17 protein-coding genes and 1 tRNA gene are annotated in these 18213 nt (G+C 73.8%); 6 read left to right on the top strand and 12 right to left on the bottom strand.

Features of this window, described 5'->3' with window-relative positions:
- Positions 1-162 precede the first annotated feature (162 nt).
- The 3 genes from B086_RS0106695 (at position 163) to B086_RS0106685 (ending at position 4352) form a co-directional block, all read left to right on the top strand.
- Positions 163-236, top strand: a tRNA-Lys gene (locus B086_RS0106695).
- A 301-nt stretch (positions 237-537) separates the two neighbouring features.
- Complete coding sequence (locus B086_RS0106690) at positions 538-2421, top strand: glycosyltransferase family 2 protein (RefSeq protein WP_018565634.1); 1884 nt, start codon at positions 538-540, stop codon at positions 2419-2421.
- Positions 2418-4352 (top strand): kelch motif-containing protein, encoded by a 1935-nt coding sequence (locus tag B086_RS0106685; RefSeq protein ID WP_018565633.1) that lies wholly within the window; start codon positions 2418-2420, stop codon positions 4350-4352. The genes B086_RS0106690 and B086_RS0106685 overlap by 4 nt, the downstream gene beginning before the upstream one ends.
- A 23-nt stretch (positions 4353-4375) precedes the next feature.
- Here B086_RS0106685 and B086_RS0106680 read toward each other — a convergent pair whose 3' ends face one another.
- The 12 genes from B086_RS0106680 to B086_RS0106620 all read right to left on the bottom strand — a co-directional run bounded on the left by B086_RS0106680 (position 4376) and on the right by B086_RS0106620 (position 15184).
- A complete protein-coding gene (locus B086_RS0106680; RefSeq protein ID WP_018565632.1) occupies positions 4376-5398 on the bottom strand; it encodes a glycoside hydrolase family 6 protein in 1023 nt (340 codons plus the stop codon).
- Positions 5399-5501: 103 nt separating this feature from the next.
- Positions 5502-5738, bottom strand: a complete 237-nt coding sequence (locus B086_RS0106675) for a hypothetical protein (RefSeq protein ID WP_018565631.1) — start codon at positions 5736-5738, stop codon at positions 5502-5504.
- A gap of 40 nt (positions 5739-5778) precedes the next feature.
- Positions 5779-6138 (bottom strand): hypothetical protein, encoded by a 360-nt coding sequence (locus B086_RS44525; protein ID WP_018565630.1) that lies wholly within the window; start codon positions 6136-6138, stop codon positions 5779-5781.
- 157 nt (positions 6139-6295) lie between these two features.
- The gene (locus B086_RS0106660; protein ID WP_018565629.1) at positions 6296-7075 is read right to left on the bottom strand and encodes an HAD-IIA family hydrolase; all 780 of its coding nucleotides are present in this window, start codon (positions 7073-7075) and stop codon (positions 6296-6298) included.
- 74 nt (positions 7076-7149) lie between these two features.
- Complete coding sequence (locus tag B086_RS0106655; RefSeq protein ID WP_018565628.1) at positions 7150-8205, bottom strand: 2-aminoethylphosphonate ABC transporter substrate-binding protein; 1056 nt, start codon at positions 8203-8205, stop codon at positions 7150-7152.
- A gap of 80 nt (positions 8206-8285) precedes the next feature.
- On the bottom strand, positions 8286-9083 hold the full coding sequence (locus tag B086_RS0106650; protein ID WP_018565627.1) for an ABC transporter permease: 798 nt from the start codon (positions 9081-9083) through the stop codon (positions 8286-8288).
- A complete protein-coding gene (locus B086_RS0106645; RefSeq protein ID WP_018565626.1) occupies positions 9070-9990 on the bottom strand; it encodes a 2-aminoethylphosphonate ABC transporter permease subunit in 921 nt (306 codons plus the stop codon). Before B086_RS0106645 ends, B086_RS0106650 begins: the two co-directional genes overlap by 14 nt.
- The gene (locus B086_RS0106640; protein WP_018565625.1) at positions 9980-11032 is read right to left on the bottom strand and encodes an ABC transporter ATP-binding protein; all 1053 of its coding nucleotides are present in this window, start codon (positions 11030-11032) and stop codon (positions 9980-9982) included. Before B086_RS0106640 ends, B086_RS0106645 begins: the two co-directional genes overlap by 11 nt.
- 1 nt (position 11033) lies before the next feature.
- Positions 11034-11789, bottom strand: a complete 756-nt coding sequence (locus B086_RS39315; protein WP_018565624.1) for a phosphonatase-like hydrolase — start codon at positions 11787-11789, stop codon at positions 11034-11036.
- Positions 11790-11797: 8 nt separating this feature from the next.
- A complete protein-coding gene (locus B086_RS0106630) occupies positions 11798-12922 on the bottom strand; it encodes a TIGR03364 family FAD-dependent oxidoreductase (RefSeq protein WP_026252173.1) in 1125 nt (374 codons plus the stop codon).
- 143 nt (positions 12923-13065) lie between these two features.
- Positions 13066-13821, bottom strand: coding sequence for a GntR family transcriptional regulator (locus B086_RS0106625; RefSeq protein ID WP_018565622.1), 756 nt, complete (start codon positions 13819-13821; stop codon positions 13066-13068).
- Positions 13822-13996: 175 nt separating this feature from the next.
- Positions 13997-15184, bottom strand: coding sequence for an ROK family transcriptional regulator (locus B086_RS0106620; RefSeq protein WP_018565621.1), 1188 nt, complete (start codon positions 15182-15184; stop codon positions 13997-13999).
- A gap of 110 nt (positions 15185-15294) precedes the next feature.
- Here B086_RS0106620 and B086_RS0106615 point away from each other — a divergent pair, with 110 nt between their 5' ends.
- From B086_RS0106615 to B086_RS0106605, 3 genes are all read left to right on the top strand, one after another.
- Positions 15295-16416, top strand: coding sequence for a Gfo/Idh/MocA family oxidoreductase (locus B086_RS0106615; protein WP_026252172.1), 1122 nt, complete (start codon positions 15295-15297; stop codon positions 16414-16416).
- 140 nt (positions 16417-16556) lie between these two features.
- On the top strand, positions 16557-17009 hold the full coding sequence (locus B086_RS0106610) for a heme-degrading domain-containing protein (RefSeq protein ID WP_051115776.1): 453 nt from the start codon (positions 16557-16559) through the stop codon (positions 17007-17009).
- Between the two features lie 215 nt (positions 17010-17224).
- Positions 17225-18121 (top strand): LLM class F420-dependent oxidoreductase, encoded by an 897-nt coding sequence (locus B086_RS0106605; RefSeq protein ID WP_018565618.1) that lies wholly within the window; start codon positions 17225-17227, stop codon positions 18119-18121.
- Positions 18122-18213: the final 92 nt, after the last annotated feature.

The raw sequence follows: 18213 nt of genomic DNA, 5'->3' as shown, positions 1-18213 counted from the left end.
TTGTCCGGATCTATGCACGGTGATCAGTGCCACAATCAGCCCAAAAATACGCATGTCTGACGGTCTGAATGACGCAAAGGGGCCTCTCCCGGCCCGCCCCCCACCCCCGGGCAGTGGTCACAGGCACCTCACTGCTTCCTGTAAAGTTCTCCACGTCAGCAGGCGCCGCTAGCTCAGTTGGTTAGAGCAGCTGACTCTTAATCAGCGGGTCCGGGGTTCGAGTCCCTGGCGGCGCACGATGACGATGGCGGGTCTTGTCCACAGAAAGTGTGGACAAGACCCGCCATCTTCGTTTTTGCACGGCTGCGCCGTGCGCGGCGGGGGCTCCGCCACCCACACCCCCGACACCGGAAGGCCCCCCGCGCGAGCGGGGGGCCTTCCGCGTTGCCCGGTCACCACCCCCACCCCTCGCTCGCACTCATGTGCGCCCCCCGAAGGCGCGGATTCCGCGCGTCGAGTGGGGTCGGGCCGGGCAGCCATGGAACCGGTACGAAACGGGATCGACACGCGCCGGAGCGCGCGTGGGGGGGATGAGTCATGACATCGACGCCGCCGCCGGGCGCCCGGCACCGCAGCGGCAGCACCACCGGGGCGTTCCGCACGATCAGGAGCGCCCTGCCCAGATACGACTACGAGCACCACAGCCGGCTGGCCGGACCGCTCACCCGGCCCGACCCGGACCGCCCCTACCGGGTGCGCCACCGCTCGCTGCTGGCCCAGGAGCCGCACCGCGTCCGGGTCACGCTGATGCTGGTGGCCGCGCCGCTGCTCTCCCTGGTCCTGCTCGCGTGGCTGATGCAGCCCGCCCACTGGACCGAGCGCGACCACCCGGCCCACCCCTGGCTGCCGTTCCTGGACGCGGTGATGCTGGTCTCGATCGGCCTGATCGAGCTCTTCCGCTGTGTGAACGTGCTGTCCAACGCGCACGCCACCCTGGTCGCCCGCGACCCCGTCCCGGTGGTGCCCGAGAGCGGCACCCGGGTCGCCTTCCTCACCACGTTCGTGCCCGGCAAGGAGCCGCTGGAGCTGGCCGCCAGGACGCTGCGGGCCGCCGTACGGCTGCGGCACCGGGGCGTCATGCACGTATGGCTGCTCGACGAGGGCGACGACCCCGAGGCGAAGGCGCTCTGCGCGCGCCTGGGCGTGCACCACTTCACGCGCCGGGGCGTCGAGCGCTGGAACCGCCCCAGCGGCCCCCACCGGGCCAGGACCAAGCACGGCAACTACAACGCCTGGCTCCAGGCGCACGGCGGCGCCTACGACGTCTTCGCCTCCGTCGACACCGACCATGTGCCGCTGCCCAACTACCTGGAGCGGATGCTCGGTTACTTCCGCGACCCGGACGTCGGCTTCGTCGTCGGCCCGCAGGTCTACGGCAACTACGACACCTTCGTCACCAAGGCCGCCGAGTCGCAGCAGTTCCTCTTCCACGCGCTGATCCAGCGCGCCGGGAACCGCTACGGCGCCCCGATGTTCGTCGGCACCTGCAACGCCGTGCGGATCAGCGCCCTGAAGCAGATCGGCGGGCTCCACGACTCGATCACCGAGGACATGGCGACCGGCTTCGAGATGCACCGCGCCAGGAACCCCGCGACCGGCCGCCGGTGGAAGTCCGTGTACACCCCGGACGTGCTCGCGGTCGGCGAGGGCCCCGCCTCCTGGACGGACTTCTTCTCCCAGCAACTGCGCTGGTCCCGGGGGACGTACGAGACGATCCTCACGCAGTACTGGAAGGGCTTCGGCTCGCTGCCGCCGGGCCGCCTCCTCAACTACACGCTGCTGATCGCCTTCTATCCGCTGTCCGCGCTCAACTGGATCCTGGCGGCGCTGAGCTGCGCGCTCTTCCTGGGCCTCGGCGCCTCGGGTGTGAACATCGACCCCGTGGTCTGGCTGATGCTGTACGGGAACGCGTCCGCGCTCCAGATCGGTCTGTACCTCTGGAACCGCCGGCACAACGTCTCACCGCACGAACCCGAGGGCTCCGGCGGGGTGGCCGGGATGGTGATGTCGGCGCTGTCCGCGCCGGTGTACGCCCGCGCGCTGCTGGACGCGGTGCTGCGCCGCCCCAGCCGGTTCGTGGTGACGCCCAAGGGCGCGGCGCACAGCCCGGACACGCCGTTCGGCACGTTCCGTGTGCACTGGTTCTTCGTGCTGGTCTTCGGTGGCTCGATCGCGGCCGGGATCGTCCGCGGGCACTCCCACCCGGCGATGCTCACCTGGGCCGGGCTCGCCCTGCTGATCACCCTCTCCCCCGTCGCCGTCCGGCTCTGCTCGCCGCGGCGGCCGGGGACCGGACCCGGGCGGGAGGCGCACCCGGCGAACCCGACGACCCCGGCGAACCCGGCGAACCCGGTGCCGTCGGCGCGGGACGCCGCACCCCGGGCGTACGCCGGGCACGGGACGGGAGGGCGTGAGGCATGAGGGACCGGGCCGGTCTGCGCCGGGCCCGCCGGGTCGGGCTCGGCGCCGTGGTGGTGCTCGCCCTGGCCGGGATGAACGGGCCGTGGCTCTACCGCTTCGGCGCGCAGCGCTACCACCAGTACAAGATCGACGAGCCGGGGTACAAGGCGTCCCACGGCCACTGGGACATCGTGGAGTTCCCGAAGGAGTACCGGCAGGACACCATCCACGCGGTGCTCCTGCACACCGGGAAGGTGCTGCTGGTCGCGGGCTCGGGCAACAACCAGGCGAACTTCGACGCCAGGCGGTTCGACTCCCGGCTGTGGGACCCGGTGAAGGGCACCGTCAAGAAGGTGCCCACACCGACCGACCTGTTCTGCACCGGCCACGCCCAGCTCGCGGACGGCAGCATCCTGATCGCGGGCGGCACCAAACGCTACGAGAAGCTGAAGGGCGACGTCACCAAGGCCGGCGGTCTGATGATCGTCCACAACGAGAACCCGGACAAGCCGGTCACCCTGCCCGCGGGCACCCGCTTCACCGGGAAGGCCAACGGCCGGACGTTCGTCTCCAAGGACCCGGTGCTCGTCCCGCGGGCGAGGAAGAACTTCGACCGGACCGGGAGGTTCCGCGGCAACACCCCGGGGCTCGGCCGGATCTACGTCGAGGCCGAGCACCGCGGCACCCGCTACGAGACCGGCACCCAGGACAACTACCGCGTCCGGGGCCTGACCGGCGCCGACGCCCGCAACACCTACGGCATCGCGCAGAAACTCGCCCTGGACAAGAAGGACTTCCAGGGGATCCGGGACACCTTCGAGTTCGACCCGGTCGCCGAGAAGTACGTCAAGGTCGACCCGATGCACGAGGCCCGCTGGTACCCGACGCTCACCACCCTGGGCGACGGGAAGGTGCTCGGCGTCTCCGGTCTGGACGACATCGGCCAGCTGGTCCCCGGCAAGAACGAGCTCTTCGACCCGGCGACCCGGACCTGGGCGTACACCCCGAAGGTCCGTCAGTTCCCGACCTACCCGGCGCTGTTCCTGATGCAGGACGGCAGGCTCTTCTACTCCGGGTCCAACGCGGGGTACGGGCCCGCGGACGTGGGGCGCGCCCCGGGCATCTGGGACGTGGGCAGCAACCGGTTCACCCCGCTGCCCGGACTGAGCGACCCGGACCTGATGGAGACGTCCGGCACGGTGCTGCTGCCGCCCGCCCAGGACGAGCGGTACCTGGTCATCGGCGGCGGGGGCGTCGGGGAGTCCGCGCGCTCCAGCCGCAGGACCCGGCTGATCGACCTGAAGGCGGCGCACCCGCGCTTCACCGACGGCCCCTCGCTGGAGCGGGGCACCCGCTATCCGCAGGCGTCGGTCCTGCCCGACGACACCGTGCTGGTCTCCGGCGGCTCCGAGGACTACCGGGGGCGCGGCGCCTCCGACATCCTCCGGGCCCGGCTGTACGACCCGCGCACCGGCGCCTTCCGCCGGGTCGCCGATCCGCTGGTGGGCCGCGACTACCACTCCGGCTCGCTGCTGCTGCCGGACGGCCGGGTGATGTTCTTCGGTTCCGACCCGCTCTACGGCGACAAGGCGGGCACCCGGCCGGGCACGTTCGAGCAGCGCATCGAGATCTACACCCCGCCGTATCTGTACCGGGGCGCGCGGCCCGCCCTGTCCGGCGGCCCGGGGACCGTGGCGCGCGGGGCCCCGGCCACCTTCGTCTCGCGCGACGCCGCCCGGATCAGGAAGGTCCGGCTGATCCGGCCGAGCGCCTCCACGCACGTCACGGACGTGGACCAGCGCTCGATCGCGCTGGACTTCACGGCGTCGGGCGACCGGGTCACCGTACGGGTGCCGGGGAACCGCAACCTGGTGCAGCCGGGCTGGTACATGCTGTTCGTGGACGACGCCCGGGGCACGCCCAGTGTCGCCCGGTGGGTGCGGGTCCGGTGAGCCGCGCGCCCGGTCCCGGGCGGCTACCGGGCCGCCCCCGCCAGCGCGAGGGCGTACTCCTGCCACCAGTCGCCCGCCTTCGGGCCGCCCTTGCAGGTGCCGTCGGACTCACCGGGGCGCTTGACCCAGAGATAGGCGTCGGCGAGCGGGTCGGCGGTCCGGGTCGTGGGCGGCTCGCCGAGGGCCCGGCCGGGCGGGTTGCACCAGCGTTCGCCGGGGTCGCCGTCCGTGGCGGGGCCGTTGCCGTTGCGGCTGGTGTCGACGACGAAGTGCTTGCCGCCGGTCAGCGCGGAGAGCTGTCGGCCGTAGGCGAGCGACTGCCGGGTGGAGTAGAAGTTGGCGACGTTGACCGCGAAGCCGTCCGCCTGCTCGACGCCCGCCCGCCGCAGCGGCTCCTGGATCTGGCCGGGGCGACTCCAGCCGGGGTTGCCCGCGTCCAGGTAGACCTCGGTGCGCCCGAGGGACGTGAGGGTGGCGACGGCCCCGGCGAGCAGGTCGTAGCGCTCCTCCTGGAACTCGGCCGGGGTGCAGCCGTCCACCAGGTGCAGCACGGCGTCCGGCTCCAGGACCACCGTGGCGGCGCGGCCGCCGATCCCGCGGGCCACCGCGGCGATCCAGGCCCGGTAGGCGTCGCCGTCGGCGGCACCGCCGCGCGAGTACCGGCCGCAGTCGCGGTGCGGGATGTCGTACAGGACGAGGAGCGCGGTGCGGCCCGCCCGGTCGGCGGCCTCGGTGAAGCCGCGCGCCTCCCGCTCGGGGTTCTCCGGTCCGATCCACTGGCCGGTGGGCTGCTCGGCGATCCTGCGGAGCAGCGCGGCCTCGTCCGTGCGCCCGGCCCGGACGAGACCGGCGAGGCGGCGGGCCGCCGCGCTGTCCGGGTTCACCCAGTACGGGTCACCGGCCGCCCCGGGCCGCTGGGTGACCGCCGCGCCCGCCCCGTCGTCCCCGCCCGGGGACGCCGAGGAGCATCCGGCCGCCAGCAGCGCCGCCCCCAGCACCACCGCCACCGCGCGGACGCGTCCGCGCACCCCCCTGTGGCCGCGCATACGACTCCCTCCCCCTCGTCCCCTTCGGCACATTCAGCGCATTCAGCTCTCTAGTCGCATACGGCGCATTCGCCGCGTTCCATGCTGCCAGGCGACGGCGGTCTCACGGGCCGGTTCGGGTGAGGTACGCCGAGACGGCGGGGCCGGGCAGCTCGGCGCGCCGGTCCGGGTGGTCCTGGGCGGGGCGGCCGACCGCGGCCATGTCCCCGGTCGTCGGCACGGCCGGTGACCCCTGTACGTCGGCCGAGGCGCCCCACTGCCACAGCGCGAGCAGCAGCGCAACCCAGAGCACCGCGGCGAGGACGCGGCCGGCGCCGCGGAAGCGTTCGGTGTACGACATCGTGATCCCGTCCTTCAGTGCTCGCCTTCAGTGCTCGCCTTCAGTCCTCGGTGCGCCGTCGGCCGGGCCCGCTCCCGCCGTCCCCGGCGCGGGCGGCGCGGGCCCGGGGCAGGAGGACGACGGCGGCCGCCGCGGCGCCCGCGAGGACCAGCCCGGTCACCGCGTGCGCCGCGCCGGGCAGGGGTGCGACGGCGTGTGCGGCGGGGGTGGACCGCGCCGGGGAGGGCTCCGGGTGCGCCGCCTCTGCGGGTGCGGCGGCGGGCGCCGCCGCCGACGGCGCCGCGGGGCTGCCGCCGGCCCCGGCGGTGCCGTCGCCGGTGCCGGAGGCGGGGCCCAGGGCCGGTGCGAAGGCACCGGCCAGCAGCAGTCCTGTACAGAGTGTCAGGCGCAGTGAACCCATCGTGAGACCTCCGGGTACCAGGAGACTCCACGGCAGGGGCGTCCGCATCCACAACGGGCCGGTGCTGCTCCGAACGGGTGAGCACATGGATCAGCGCCCGCCCGGATGCCGGGCGGGCGCTGAGCCGGAGGGCGGGGTGCCGCCGGTGTGCCCTCGCTCAGATCTGCTCCACGAGGTCGGCGATGGAGGCGACGACCTCGGAGGGGCGGAACGGGTAGCGGTCGACGTCGTCGGGCTGGGTCACGCCGGACAGCACGAGGAAGGTGCGCATCCCGGCCTCCAGACCGGCGAGCACATCGGTGTCCATCCGGTCCCCGATCATGGCGGAGGTCTCCGAGTGGGCGCCGATCGCGTTCAGCCCGGCCCGCATCATCAGCGGGTTGGGCTTGCCGACGAAGTAGGGCTTCTTGCCGGTCGCCGCGGTGATCAGCGCGGCGACCGAGCCGGTGGCGGGCAGGTCGCCCTCCACCGAGGGTCCGACGTTGTCGGGGTTGGTGGCGATGAACCGGGCCCCGTCGTTGATCAGGCGCACGGCCTTGGTCAGCGCCTCGAAGGAGTACGTGCGGGTCTCGCCGAGGATCACGAAGTCGGGCTCGTGGTCGGTGAGGATGTACCCGACGTCGTGCAGCGCGGTGGTCAGACCGGCCTCGCCGATGACATAGGCGCTGCCGCCGGGCCGCTGGTCGTCCAGGAACTGCGCGGTGGCCAGCGCCGAGGTCCAGATGTTGTCCACCGGTACGTCCAGTCCCATCCGGCGCAGCCTGGCGTGCAGGTCGCGCTGGGTGTAGATGGAGTTGTTGGTGAGCACCAGGAACGGGCGTCCCGAGTCGCGCAGCTTCTTCAGGAAGGCGTCGGCGCCGGGGATCGGGACACCCTCGTGGATCAGTACACCGTCCATGTCGGTGAGCCACGACTCGATGGGCTTGCGGTCTGCCATGGGCTTCGGTCTCCTGCCGTACGCGGGCCTGCGTGGCCCCAGCCTAACCAGTGGCCCGATCTTGCCGGAACGGTTCAGCTCCCGGTGGCCGCCTTCCACGCGTCGACGTACGCGGTGAGGTTCTTGTCGATGTCCGCCCAGTCCGGCTGGAACACCTCGACGCCCGTCATCAGCTTGGCCAGCGCGGTGGCGTTGGCGTCAGTGGCCTTGACGTCCGTGCGCGAGCTGAAGCCGCCGCCGATCTCGCTGACCTGCTCCTGGGCCTGCCGGGCGAGCATGAAGTCGAGGAGCTTGCGGCCGTTGTCGGAGTGCGGGGCCTTGGTGACGAGCCCGGCGGCGTAGGGCAGCGCGAAGGTGGTGGGCCGGCCGCCCTGCCGGGCCGGGAACCAGATGCCGAGGTTCGGCATGGTCTTGGACTGGGCGTAGTTCATCTGGACGTCGCCGTTGGCGACGAGCAGTTCGCCCTTGTCCACCTTGGGGGCGAGCTTGCCGGTGGAGGCGGACGGGCCGACGTTGTTGGCCTGGAGCTTCTTCAGGTACTCCAGGGCCGCGTCCTTGCCGCCGAAGTCGTGCATGGCCTTGACCAGGACGGCGGTGCCGTCGCCCGCGACACCGGGCGTGGAGTACTGGAGCCGGTTCTTGAACTTCGCGTCCAGGAGCTGCTCCCAGGTGGTGGGGGCGGGCTTCAGCTCCTTCTTGTCGTAGACGAAGCCGAAGTAGTTGTTGACGACCGAGGTCCAGGTGCCGTCGGCGGCCTTGTCGGCGGCGGCCACCTGGTCGGCGCCCTTGGGGGCGTACTTCTGGAGCAGGCCCTTGCCGTCGGCCTGCTGGATGAACGGGGGCAGCGTGACCAGCACGTCGGCCTGCGGGTTGGCCTTCTCGCGGACGGCGCGCTGCACCATCTCGCCGGAGCCGCCCTCGACGTACTTGACCTTGATGCCGGTCTGCTTCTCGAAGTCCTTGAAGACGCGGTCGTACCAGCCGTCGCCGTTCTCGCCCTTGAGGCCGTCGGCGCTGTAGACGGTGACGGACTTGTCGTCGGCGGCGGCGGAGGAGCCGCCGCAGGCGGACAGCAGCGGGGTGGCGAGCACGGCGAGCGCGACGGCGAGCTTGAGGGTGTTCCTGGGCATGGCGGGACGGACTCCTTGCGGGGGCGGAAGCCTGAGACGTGGGACGGGAGGGACCAGCGGGGTGGGGCGCGGGGGGTGGGTCAGCGGTAGGTCGCCCGGGTGCGGACGCGGGAGACGGCCAGCAGGGCGAGCAGGGTGACCGCCATCAGCACCACGGCGACGGCGGAGCCGGTGAACAGGGAGCCCCGGTCGGTGGCGGCGAAGATCAGCACCGGCAGCGGGGTCCAGTCGGGCGGGTAGAGCATCATCGTGGCGCTCAGCTCGCCCATGGACAGGGCGAAGCAGAGCCCGGCGGCGGCCGTGAGCGAGGGCAGCAGCAGCGGCAGCCGCACTCGCCACAGGACGTGGGAGGGGCGGGCGCCGAGCGAGGCGGCGGCCTGCTCGTAGGCCGGGTCGAGGCGGACGATCGCCGCCGACACGGACTGGTGGGCGAAGGCGGTGACCAGCACGGTGTGCGCGAGGATCACGATCCAGCTGGTGCCGTTGAGCAGCATCGGCGGCTTGGAGAAGGCCACCAGGACCGACAGGCCGACCACCACCGAGGGCACGGCGACCGGCAGCACGAACAGCGCGTCCAGCACCCGGCGGTGGCTCTTCCTGAGCGCCGATCCGGCCAGCGCGGCCCAGGTGCCCACGGCCAGCGCGAGCAGGCTCGCGGTCACGGCGGTGACCAGGCTGGTGGTCAGCGCCTGGAGGGCGTCGCCGCGGGTGGCGGTGCGGTAGTTGCCGGTGGTCAGGCCCGAGGGCAGCACACCGGACCAGTGGGTGGCGAAGGAGGCGCCGAGGACGACGAGGAGGGGCAGCGCGAACAGGGGCAGGAAGAGGACGAGGAAGACCGCCCACACGGCCCAGCGGCCCTTGCGGCTATGCACCAGCACGGCGGCTCACCACCCGGTAGAGGCCGTACAGGCCCACGGAGATCAGGACGTTGACGACGGCGACCACGCAGGCGCCCGGGTAGTCGGACTCCAGGATCGCCTTGCTGTAGACGAGCATCGGCAGGGTGGTGACGCCCTTGGCGCCGGTGAACAGGACGATGCCGAACTCGTTGAGGCACAGCACGAGCACCAGGCTCCCGCCGGCCCCGAGCGCGGGCAGCGCCTCGGGCAGGATCACCTGCCGGACGATGCGCGGGGCGCGGGCGCCCAGCGAACCGGCCGCCTCCAGCTGCGCGGTGTCCAGCTGGGTGAACGCGGCGAGCAGCGGGCGCATCACGAACGGCGTGAAGTAGGTGATCTCCGCGAGCAGCACGCCCCAGGGCGTGGTCAGGAACGCGAAGGGCCCGTCGGCGGAGCCGGTGACCTGGGTCCACAGCCCGTTGGCCAGTCCGGTGCGGCCGTAGACGAACAGCAGCGCCAGGGTGATCAGGAAGGACGGGAAGGAGAGGAAGACGTCGATGAACTTCGCCACGCCCTTCGCGCCGGGGAACGGCACGAAGGCGATGACCAGCGCGAGCACGAAGCCCAGCACCAGGCATCCCGCCGTCGAGGCGAGCGCGAGCCACACGGTGGTCCACAGCGCCTCGCGGAAGGCGTCCGAGGCGAACACGTCGGCGTACGGCTGCACCGAGGTGCCGCCCGCGTCCGGCTGGAAGGACTGCCGCACGACCAGGGCGAGCGGGTAGAGGAAGAAGACGGCGAGCAGCGCGACCGGGGGCAGCGCCCACAGCAGGCGCCGGGCCGTGCGGGGCGCGGCGGGGGCGCGCACCGCCGCCGGGGGCGCCGGGGCGGCGCTGGGGCCCGTCGCGCGGGCGGGCGCCGGGGTGGTCAGCGGCTCAGCGCTCATCGCCGCTCACCCCCGCCGCCAGCAGCACCGCGTCCTCGGCGGCGAAGTGCAGGCTGACCTCGGCGCCGTGCGCGGGCGGCTCGCGCAGCTCGGGCAGGTCGGCCATCACCGGGTGGCCGTCGACGTCGACGTAGAGCCGGTGGGTGGAGCCGCGCCACTGGATCTCGCTGACGGTGCCGGTGAGCCGGTTGGGTCCGTCGCCGAGCCCGACCAGGTGCGGTCGTACGCACAGGGTGGCCCGCGCGCCGGACGCCGCACCCGCCGTGTCGACCGTCAGCTCGGCGGCGCCGAGGGCGGCGCCGCCGGGGGTCACGGTGACCGGCAGCAGGTTGGCGTTGCCGACGAAGGACGCCGTGAAGGCGTCGGCCGGGGCCCGGTACAGCTCCTGCGGTGTCCCGCAGGCCCGCAGCCGGGCCTTGTCCATGACCGCGATCCGGTCGGCCAGGGTCAGCGCCTCGATCTGGTCGTGGGTGACGTACAGGATGGACACGTCGGGCAGTTCGCGGTGCAGGCGCGCGAGTTCGGCGAGCATGCCCGAGCGCAGCCGGGCATCCAGCGCGGACAGCGGCTCGTCGAGCAGCAGCACCGCGGGCCGGATGGCGAGCGCGCGGGCGATGGCCACGCGCTGCTGCTGGCCGCCGGAGAGCTCCCGGGGGTAGCGGCGCGCGTAGGCGGCCATGCCGGTCATCTCCAGGGCCTCGCCCACCCGGGCGCGGATCTCGGACCGGGGGGTCTTGCGGGCCTTCAGGCCGAAGGCCACATTGTCCTCGACCCGCAGGTGCGGGAAGAGGGCGTACTGCTGGACGACCATGCCGATGCCCCGGCGGTGGGGAGGCAGGTCCGTCACGTCCCGCTCCCCCAGAAGCACCCGTCCCGACACGGGCCGCACGAACCCGGCGACCGCCCGCAGCGCGGTGGTCTTGCCGGAACCGGACGGTCCGAGGAGCGCCATCACCTCGCCGGGCGCGACGGTGAGGTCGAGCGAGTCGAGGACGACGTTGCCGTCGTAGGCGACCGTGACGGAGTCGAAGCGGATGCTCATCTCACCGGGCTCCCTCGAGCAGGGCGGGCAGGTCGGCGACGGACGGGAGGACGTGGGTGGCGCCTGCGGCGCGCAGGTCGGGCTCGCGGTGCGCCCCGGTCAGCACCCCGGCGACGAGACCGGCACCGGCGCGGACGCCGCTGAGCATGTCGTAGGAGGTGTCCCCGACGACGGCCACCTGGTCCAGGGAGTCGGCCGCCTTGGTGCGCAGGAACGCCTCCAGCACCATGTCCGGGTAGGGGCGCCCGCGCCCGCCCGCGTCGGCGGGGCACAGGGTGAGCGCGACCAGGTCGCGCCAGCCGAGCGCGTCGAGGATGGCGTCCTGGGTGACACGTGCGAACCCGGTGGACAGGACGACGGTGCGGCCGCTCGCCCGGATCGCCTCGACGGCCTCGCGGGCGCCGGGCACGGGCTCGATGAGCCCGTCGTCGACGAGTTCGCCGTACGCCTTCTCGAAGGCGGCGTTGGCCCGCTGGGCGGCCTCCTCGGCGCCGAACAGGTGCCGGAAGACGGAGATCTTCGACTCGCCCATGGTGGCGCGGACGTAGGCGAGCTGCTCGGTGTGCTCGGCGGAGCCGGGCTCGACGCCCAGCTCGGCGGCGGCCGCGGCGAAGGCGCGCTCGACCAGGCCGCCGTCGGCGACGGTGGTCCCGGCCATGTCGAGGACGACCAGGCGGATGCCGGCGGGCCCGGCCTGCGTGGTGGCGGCGGTGGTGGCCGTCGAGGCGTCGGTGGCGGTGGTGGGTGTCTCGGTCATGGGTTCTGTCACCAGCCCAGTTCGTTCGCGGTGCGTTCGGCTATCGCCGGGGAGCAGGTCATGCCGCGGCCGCCGGGCCCGGTGACCAGCCAGACGCCCTCGCGGACCTGCTGGCGGTGGACGACCCTGCTGGTGTCGGTGCACTGCGCGTACACCCCGGCCCAGCGGCGGCGGATCTTCGGCAGCGGGCGGCCCAGCAGCGACTCGACGACGGCCGTCAGGTGCTCGTAGGGGTCCTCGACGGTGTCGAAGGCGAAGGGGTGTTCGTACTCGTGGGTGTCGCCGATGGTCAGTCCGCCGTCGGCGCGCTGCACCATGAGCAGCTGCATCCGGTGCGCGGCGGCCGTCTCGGTCTGGGCCTGGCCCGCGTTGAGCGCGTCCAGGGCCAAGGAGGCGTACGCCGGGTAGTAGCGGAAGCTGTCGGCGTCCGCGACCGAGGTGGGCAGCGACTCGCCCAGCGGGTCGGTCTGCATCATCTGGAGCCGGACGCGGCGCACGGGCAGGCCGGGTCCGGCCAGCTCGCGCACGAGTCCGCCGAGCCAGGCGCCGGTGGCGAGCACCACCACGTCGGCGGTGTGCACGTCGCCGTGGTCGTCGCGGACGGCACCCGCGCCGACGACCTCGCGCACCTCGCGGCCCGGCAGGAAGGTGTAGCCCGGCCGCTTGAGCAGTTCGGCCCGCAGGGCGAGCTGGGCGGTGCGCGGCTCGACGGCCGCGTCCCGCTCGCAGAAGAGGGCCGCGTCGAAGTCCCCGCGCAGCGCGGGGTTGAGGGCGCGGGCCTCGCCCGGGGTGAGCAGCTTGCGACCGCGTACGGCGGCGTCCGGGGCAGCGGCGGCGGCCTCGGCCACGGCGAGCTCCAGGGCGCCGCGTACGGGGGTGAGGGAGCCGTTGGCGCGGAAGCCCAGCGCGGGCACCCGGCCGCCGATCTCCTCCCACAGCTCCCGGGCGCGCAGGGCGGTCTCCAGCTCCTCGCCACTGGCGCGCCCGCTCACCCAGATCTGCCCGAAGTTGCGCAGCGAGGCGCCGCGGGCCTCGGCCTCGCGCTCGATCTGCACGACCTCGTGGCCGCGTTCCACTGCTTGCCAGGCGTGCATGGTTCCCACCACGCCGGCTCCGACGACTGTCACTTTCACGACGGCAACGTTCCTCTCGAACAACGAACCGGAAGAGTCCTGCTGACAACGAGAGCCTGAACGAGGCGCCAAAAATGGGCTAGACCCGTTATCTTTTTGTTATTCTAAGAGGGCGTGAAAGGCGCCACGGTTCGCGGGGACGGTCAGCCGTCCAGCCGGGCGGTGAAGGAGAACCGGTCCCCCCGGTACAGGCTCCGCACCCGCTCCAGCGCCCCGCCCACCGCGTCCCGCGAGACACGGTGGATCAGCAGCATGGGCAGCGCGGGCGGGGTGCCGATCAGCAGCGCCTCGCGCGGGGTGGCGAGCACGGTCTCGATGCGCTCGTCGGCGTCGCCGCAGGACAGGCCCAGACTCTGGAGGTAGCCGTAGAAGGACGAGTCCGGGTCGAAGTCGGTGTCCAGGCGCGGCACGCGCGCCACGGCCACATAGGTGCTCTCCAGGCCGACCCGCTCGTCGTCCGCGAGCAGGATCCGCTCCAGGTGCCAGACCGGCTCGCCCCGGGTGAGCCCGGTCTCGGCGGCCAGCGCGTCGGGGCACGGGAAGCGGTCTAGACCGACGAGCGTACGCCCCGGCGTACGGCCCTGGCGGCGCACGCCCTCGGTGTAGCTGGCCAGCGACAGCGGCTGCTCCAGCTTGGGGCCCGCGACGACCGTCCCGCGGCCCCGGCGCCTGAGCTTGCCCTCCAGGAGCAGTTCGCGCAGCGCCTGGCGCACGGTCTCGCGGGCGACACCGTACTCCTCGGACAGATCGCGTTCGGTGGGGATCGCGCCGCCCTCGCCCAGTTCGCCGATGAGGCGGTCGATCCGCGCCTTCACCGCGTAGTACTTGGGGATCCGGCCGTGCTCCGGGATGCCGGAGCGGACCGGCGCGCCGGGGGCCTGGTCGTTCGGGTAGTCCACCGGGGAATGTTCGCAGACCCGGACGCGTGCTCGGCGCCGCCGCCGGGTGCGGGGTGGCTCAAAGTCGCCTACGGGTGCGACAGGGGTGGGGCGACGGCGGACGGGGGCGGGGTCGCGCCCGCCAGGGGTGGGACAACTCCCGCCGGGGGTGAGGTGACTCGCGCCGCCTCCCCGTCTATCCCTCCCCCCGCCCGAACAGCGGCGCCAGCAGCAACTGCGCCGCGCCCTCCGCGACCCCGCGCGCTCCGGTCGGCGCCCGGCGGACCGGGACCGCGCCCTCCGGCAGCCCGTTGCGCCGGACGCGCGCGGCGACCACCGCGCCCACCCCGGCCTCGAACGCCTCCGGGTCCGCCGCGACCGTACGCCCGCCGAGCAGCACCAGGTCGATGTCCAGGAGCCCCACCAGATTGGCGGCGCCCGCGCCCAGCACCCGCGCCGCCTCCGCCGTGTCCCCGCGCGCGACCGCCGCCAGGCACAGCGCCTCGACGCACCCCCGGTCCCCGCACGCGCACGGCGGCCCGTCCAGCTGGATCACCTGGTGCCCGAACTCGCCCGCGCCGGTGCGCGCGCCCCGGTGCACGCTCCCGCCGACGACCAGCCCGGCCCCCAGCCCCGTACCGAGGTGCAGATAGGCGAAGGAGCCGCCGCGCCCCTCGCCCGCGACCGCGAGGCCGAGGGCCGCCGCGTTGGTGTCCTTGTCCACGACGACCAGCACCCCGAGCCGCCGCTCCAGCGCGTCCCGCAGCGGGAAGCCGTCCCAGCCGGGGAAGCCGGTGACGCGGTGCAGCACCCCGCTTTCGTGGTCGAGCGGACCGGGCAGCGCCACCCCGGCCCCGAGCAGCGAGGCGGCACCCGCCTCCCGGGGGCCCGTCCCGAACGCCTCCGCCACCAGTGCCTCGGTCTGCTCCGCCACCGCCGCCACGACCGCACCCGCCGCCGCCCCCAGGTCCAGCGGGCGGCGGCGTTCGCCGGTCACGGTGCCGTCCAGGTCCACCAGGACGGCCCGCACCTCGTCCCGCTCGACGTGTACGCCCACCGCGCGGCCCGCCTCCGGGACCAGTCGCAGTACCGTGCGCGGCTTGCCCCCGGTGGAGGCCCGGCGCCCCGCCTCGGCCGCCAGCCCGCGGTCCCGCAGCCGCGCCGTGATCTTGCTGACCGCCTGCGGGGTGAGGCCGGTCCGCTCGGCCAGTTCGAGCCGGCTGATCCCGGCCGCGCCCGCCCGGCGCAGCAGGTCGAGCACGAGCGCGGTGTTGTGGCTGCGCAGCGCGAGCAGGTTCGCGCCCGAGCCCGCACCGCCCACATCCGCCTCCCCGCCCGCGCGGGTGCGCGCGCCCGCACCGGAGCCGCGTACCGTCCCGGCCATCTCCACCCTCGTCGCTCCCCGTCCGTCCGCCCGCCGCCGCCCGTGCGGCGCCGCCCCCTCATTCTCCCCCGCGCTTGCACTTAGGCAACAGCGTTGCGAAAGTAGGAGCCATGACTAGCACCCTCCGCCGCGACCTCCGTGTGGGACTCATCGGCTACGGCCTCGCCGGTTCCGTCTTCCACGCGCCGCTGATCGCCGCCACCGAGGGCCTGGCCCTCGACACGGTCGTCACCTCGGACGAGGAGCGCCGGGCGCAGGCCCGCGCGGAGTTCCCGGACGTCCGCCTCGCGGCCGGCCCCGACGACCTGTTCGCCCGCGCCGGCGAGCTGGACCTGATCGTCGTCGCCTCCCCGAACAAGACCCACGTCCCGCTCGCCACCCGGGCGCTGGAGTCGGGCCTGCCGGTGGTCGTGGACAAGCCGGTCGCCGCCACCGCGGCCGAGGCACGCGCGCTCGCCGCCCTCGCCGAGGAGCGCGGCCTGCTGCTCTCCGTCTTCCAGAACCGCCGCTGGGACAACGACTTCCTGACCCTGCGCGACCTGGTCGAGCGCGGCGAACTCGGCGACGTCTGGCGCTTCGAGTCCCGCTTCGAGCGCTGGCGGCCGCAGCCCAAGGGCGGCTGGCGCGAGTCCGGCGACCCCGCAGAGATCGGAGGTCTGCTCTACGACCTCGGGAGCCATGTCGTCGACCAGGCCCTGGTCCTCTTCGGCCCGGTCACCCAGGTGTACGCCGAGTCGGTGGTCCGGCGCGCGGGCGCCGAGGCGGACGACGACACGTTCCTCGCGCTGACGCACACCGGCGGGGTCCGCTCCCACCTCCACGTCTCCTCCACGGCCGCCCAACTGGGCCCGCGCTTCCGGGTGCTGGGCTCGCGGGCGGGTTACGTCAAGTACGGCCTCGATCCGCAGGAGGCGGCGCTGCGGGCGGGCGCGCGCCCCGGAACCGGAACCGGAACGGGGCCGGAGCAGGGGTCCGGCTCCGGGCCGGAGGGCTGGGGCGTCGAGGAGGAGTCGCTGTGGGGCCGTCTCGGCGCGGGAGAGTCCCCGCTGACCGGCGGCGGCAGCCCCGTACCGACGCGGCCCGGCGACTACCCGGCGTACTACGCGGCCGTGGCCGCCGCGCTGCGCGAGGGTGCCCCGAACCCGGTGACCGCGCACGAGGCCGCCGCCGCGCTGGACGTCCTGGAGGCGGCCCGCCGCTCGGCCCGCGACGGCGTGGCGGTGCGGCTGTGACGACCGGACGCACGGACAGGACGACGGCGGCGAAGGCGACGGCGACGGCGACGGCGTCGAAGGCCGCGCAAGCGGAGCCGGCCGAGGCGGGCGAGAAGACGGCGAGCGAGAAGGCGGCGGGCGAGGAGGCGGCAGGCGCGCTGATCAGGGAGCTGGAGGCGCAGGAGCGCCGGCTGGTCCTGCCCCGGTTCACCCACGAGGACGCCTGGGCGCTCGGCTCGCTCCTGGTCGCGCTGGCGCGGGAGCGGCGGGCCCCGGTCGCCGTCGACATCCACCGCGCCGGACAGCAGTTGTTCCACGCGGCGCTGCCCGGCTCCACCCCCGACAACGACGCCTGGATCGCCCGCAAGCGCCGGGTGGTGGAGCGCTACGGCTGCGCCTCCTACCTGGTCGGCGCCCGGTTCCGGGCCAAGGGCACGACCTTCGAGGACTCCTCCCGCCTGGACCCCGGCACCTACGCGGCCCACGGCGGCTCCTTCCCGATCACCGTCCAGGGCGCCGGTGTGATCGGCGCGGTGACGGTGTCGGGCCTGCCGCAGGCCGAGGACCACCGGCTGGTGGTGGAGGCGCTGGAGGCGTATCTGGAGCGGTAGCCGGGCCGGGCCGGACGGCCGAGCCGGGACCGGAAGGCCGGAAGGGTCCGGAAGGATGGAACGACCGGAAGGGCGGACCCGCCGGAAAGCGGGAATGACCGGGCCCGCCGGGCCGGTTGGGGTTGGCTGTACGCGAAATGGTCATGCGGGGCAGCGGTGATGCGCGGACGCGGTCACGCGTGACGGACGGAAACCGCCGGAAGGATCGGAACCGAATGAGCGACACGGCAGCCCCACGGGACACCACCGCCCCGCTGAAGGAGGCGGTCGGACGCTACGGCGTCTGGAGCATCGGCCTCCGCTCGGAGAAGGCGGACCGGCGCGGCGCCATCGCCGAGGCCGCCGCCGAACTGGAGGAGCTGGGCTACGGCACCGCGTGGCTCGGCGGCAACAGCGCCCCCGCCAACGCCGCGCCCCTGCTCGGCGCGACCCGGACACTCACCGTGGGCACCAGCATCCAGAGCATCTGGCAGCACGACGCCGGATCGAGCGCGGCCGGCTTCGCCGAGCTGGACGCGGCCCACCCCGGCCGCTTCGTGCTGGGCCTCGGGGTGAGCCACGCCAAGCTCGCCGAGCAGTACCGCCGCCCGTACTCGGCGCTGGTCGCCTACCTGGACGAGCTGGACGCCGCCAAGGTGCCCGCCGGGCGCCGGGTCCTGGCCGCGCTCGGCCCCAGGACCCTCGAACTGTCCCGGGACCGGGCCGCGGGCGCGATCCCGTACCTGGTCACCACCGAACACACCGCGCAGGCCCGCGAGATCCTGGGCGAGGGCCCGCTGCTCGCCCCCGAGCTGAAGGTCGTGCTGGACGAGGACCCCGAGCGGGCCCGCGCCACCGCCCGCGGCTATCTGGCGATGTACCTCCAGCTCCCCAACTACACCGACAACTTCCTCCGGCTCGGCTTCACCGAGGACGACGTCAGGGACGGCGGCAGCGACCGCCTGATCGACGCGGTGTACGCCTGGGGCGACGAGGACCGGATCCGGGCCCGGGTGGAGGAGTTCCTGGCGGCGGGCGCCGACCACCTGGCGCTCCAGGTCGTCACCGGCACGACGGACCCGGACGAACTCCCCAGGGAGGAGTGGCGCCGCCTGGCCTCGCTTCTCGGCTAGGGCCTGTGAAGAAGGGCCGGGGAACCGCGCGGCCGTCCCCGCGGCGCGGCACGCGGAAGCGCACCGCGGTTCCCCGCCCTCCGGCGAACGGC

It is taken from the genome of Streptomyces sp. PsTaAH-124 (assembly GCF_000373685.1).
Taxonomy (GTDB): domain Bacteria; phylum Actinomycetota; class Actinomycetes; order Streptomycetales; family Streptomycetaceae; genus Streptomyces; species Streptomyces andamanensis.
This window is presented reverse-complemented; position numbering and strand designations above follow the sequence as displayed.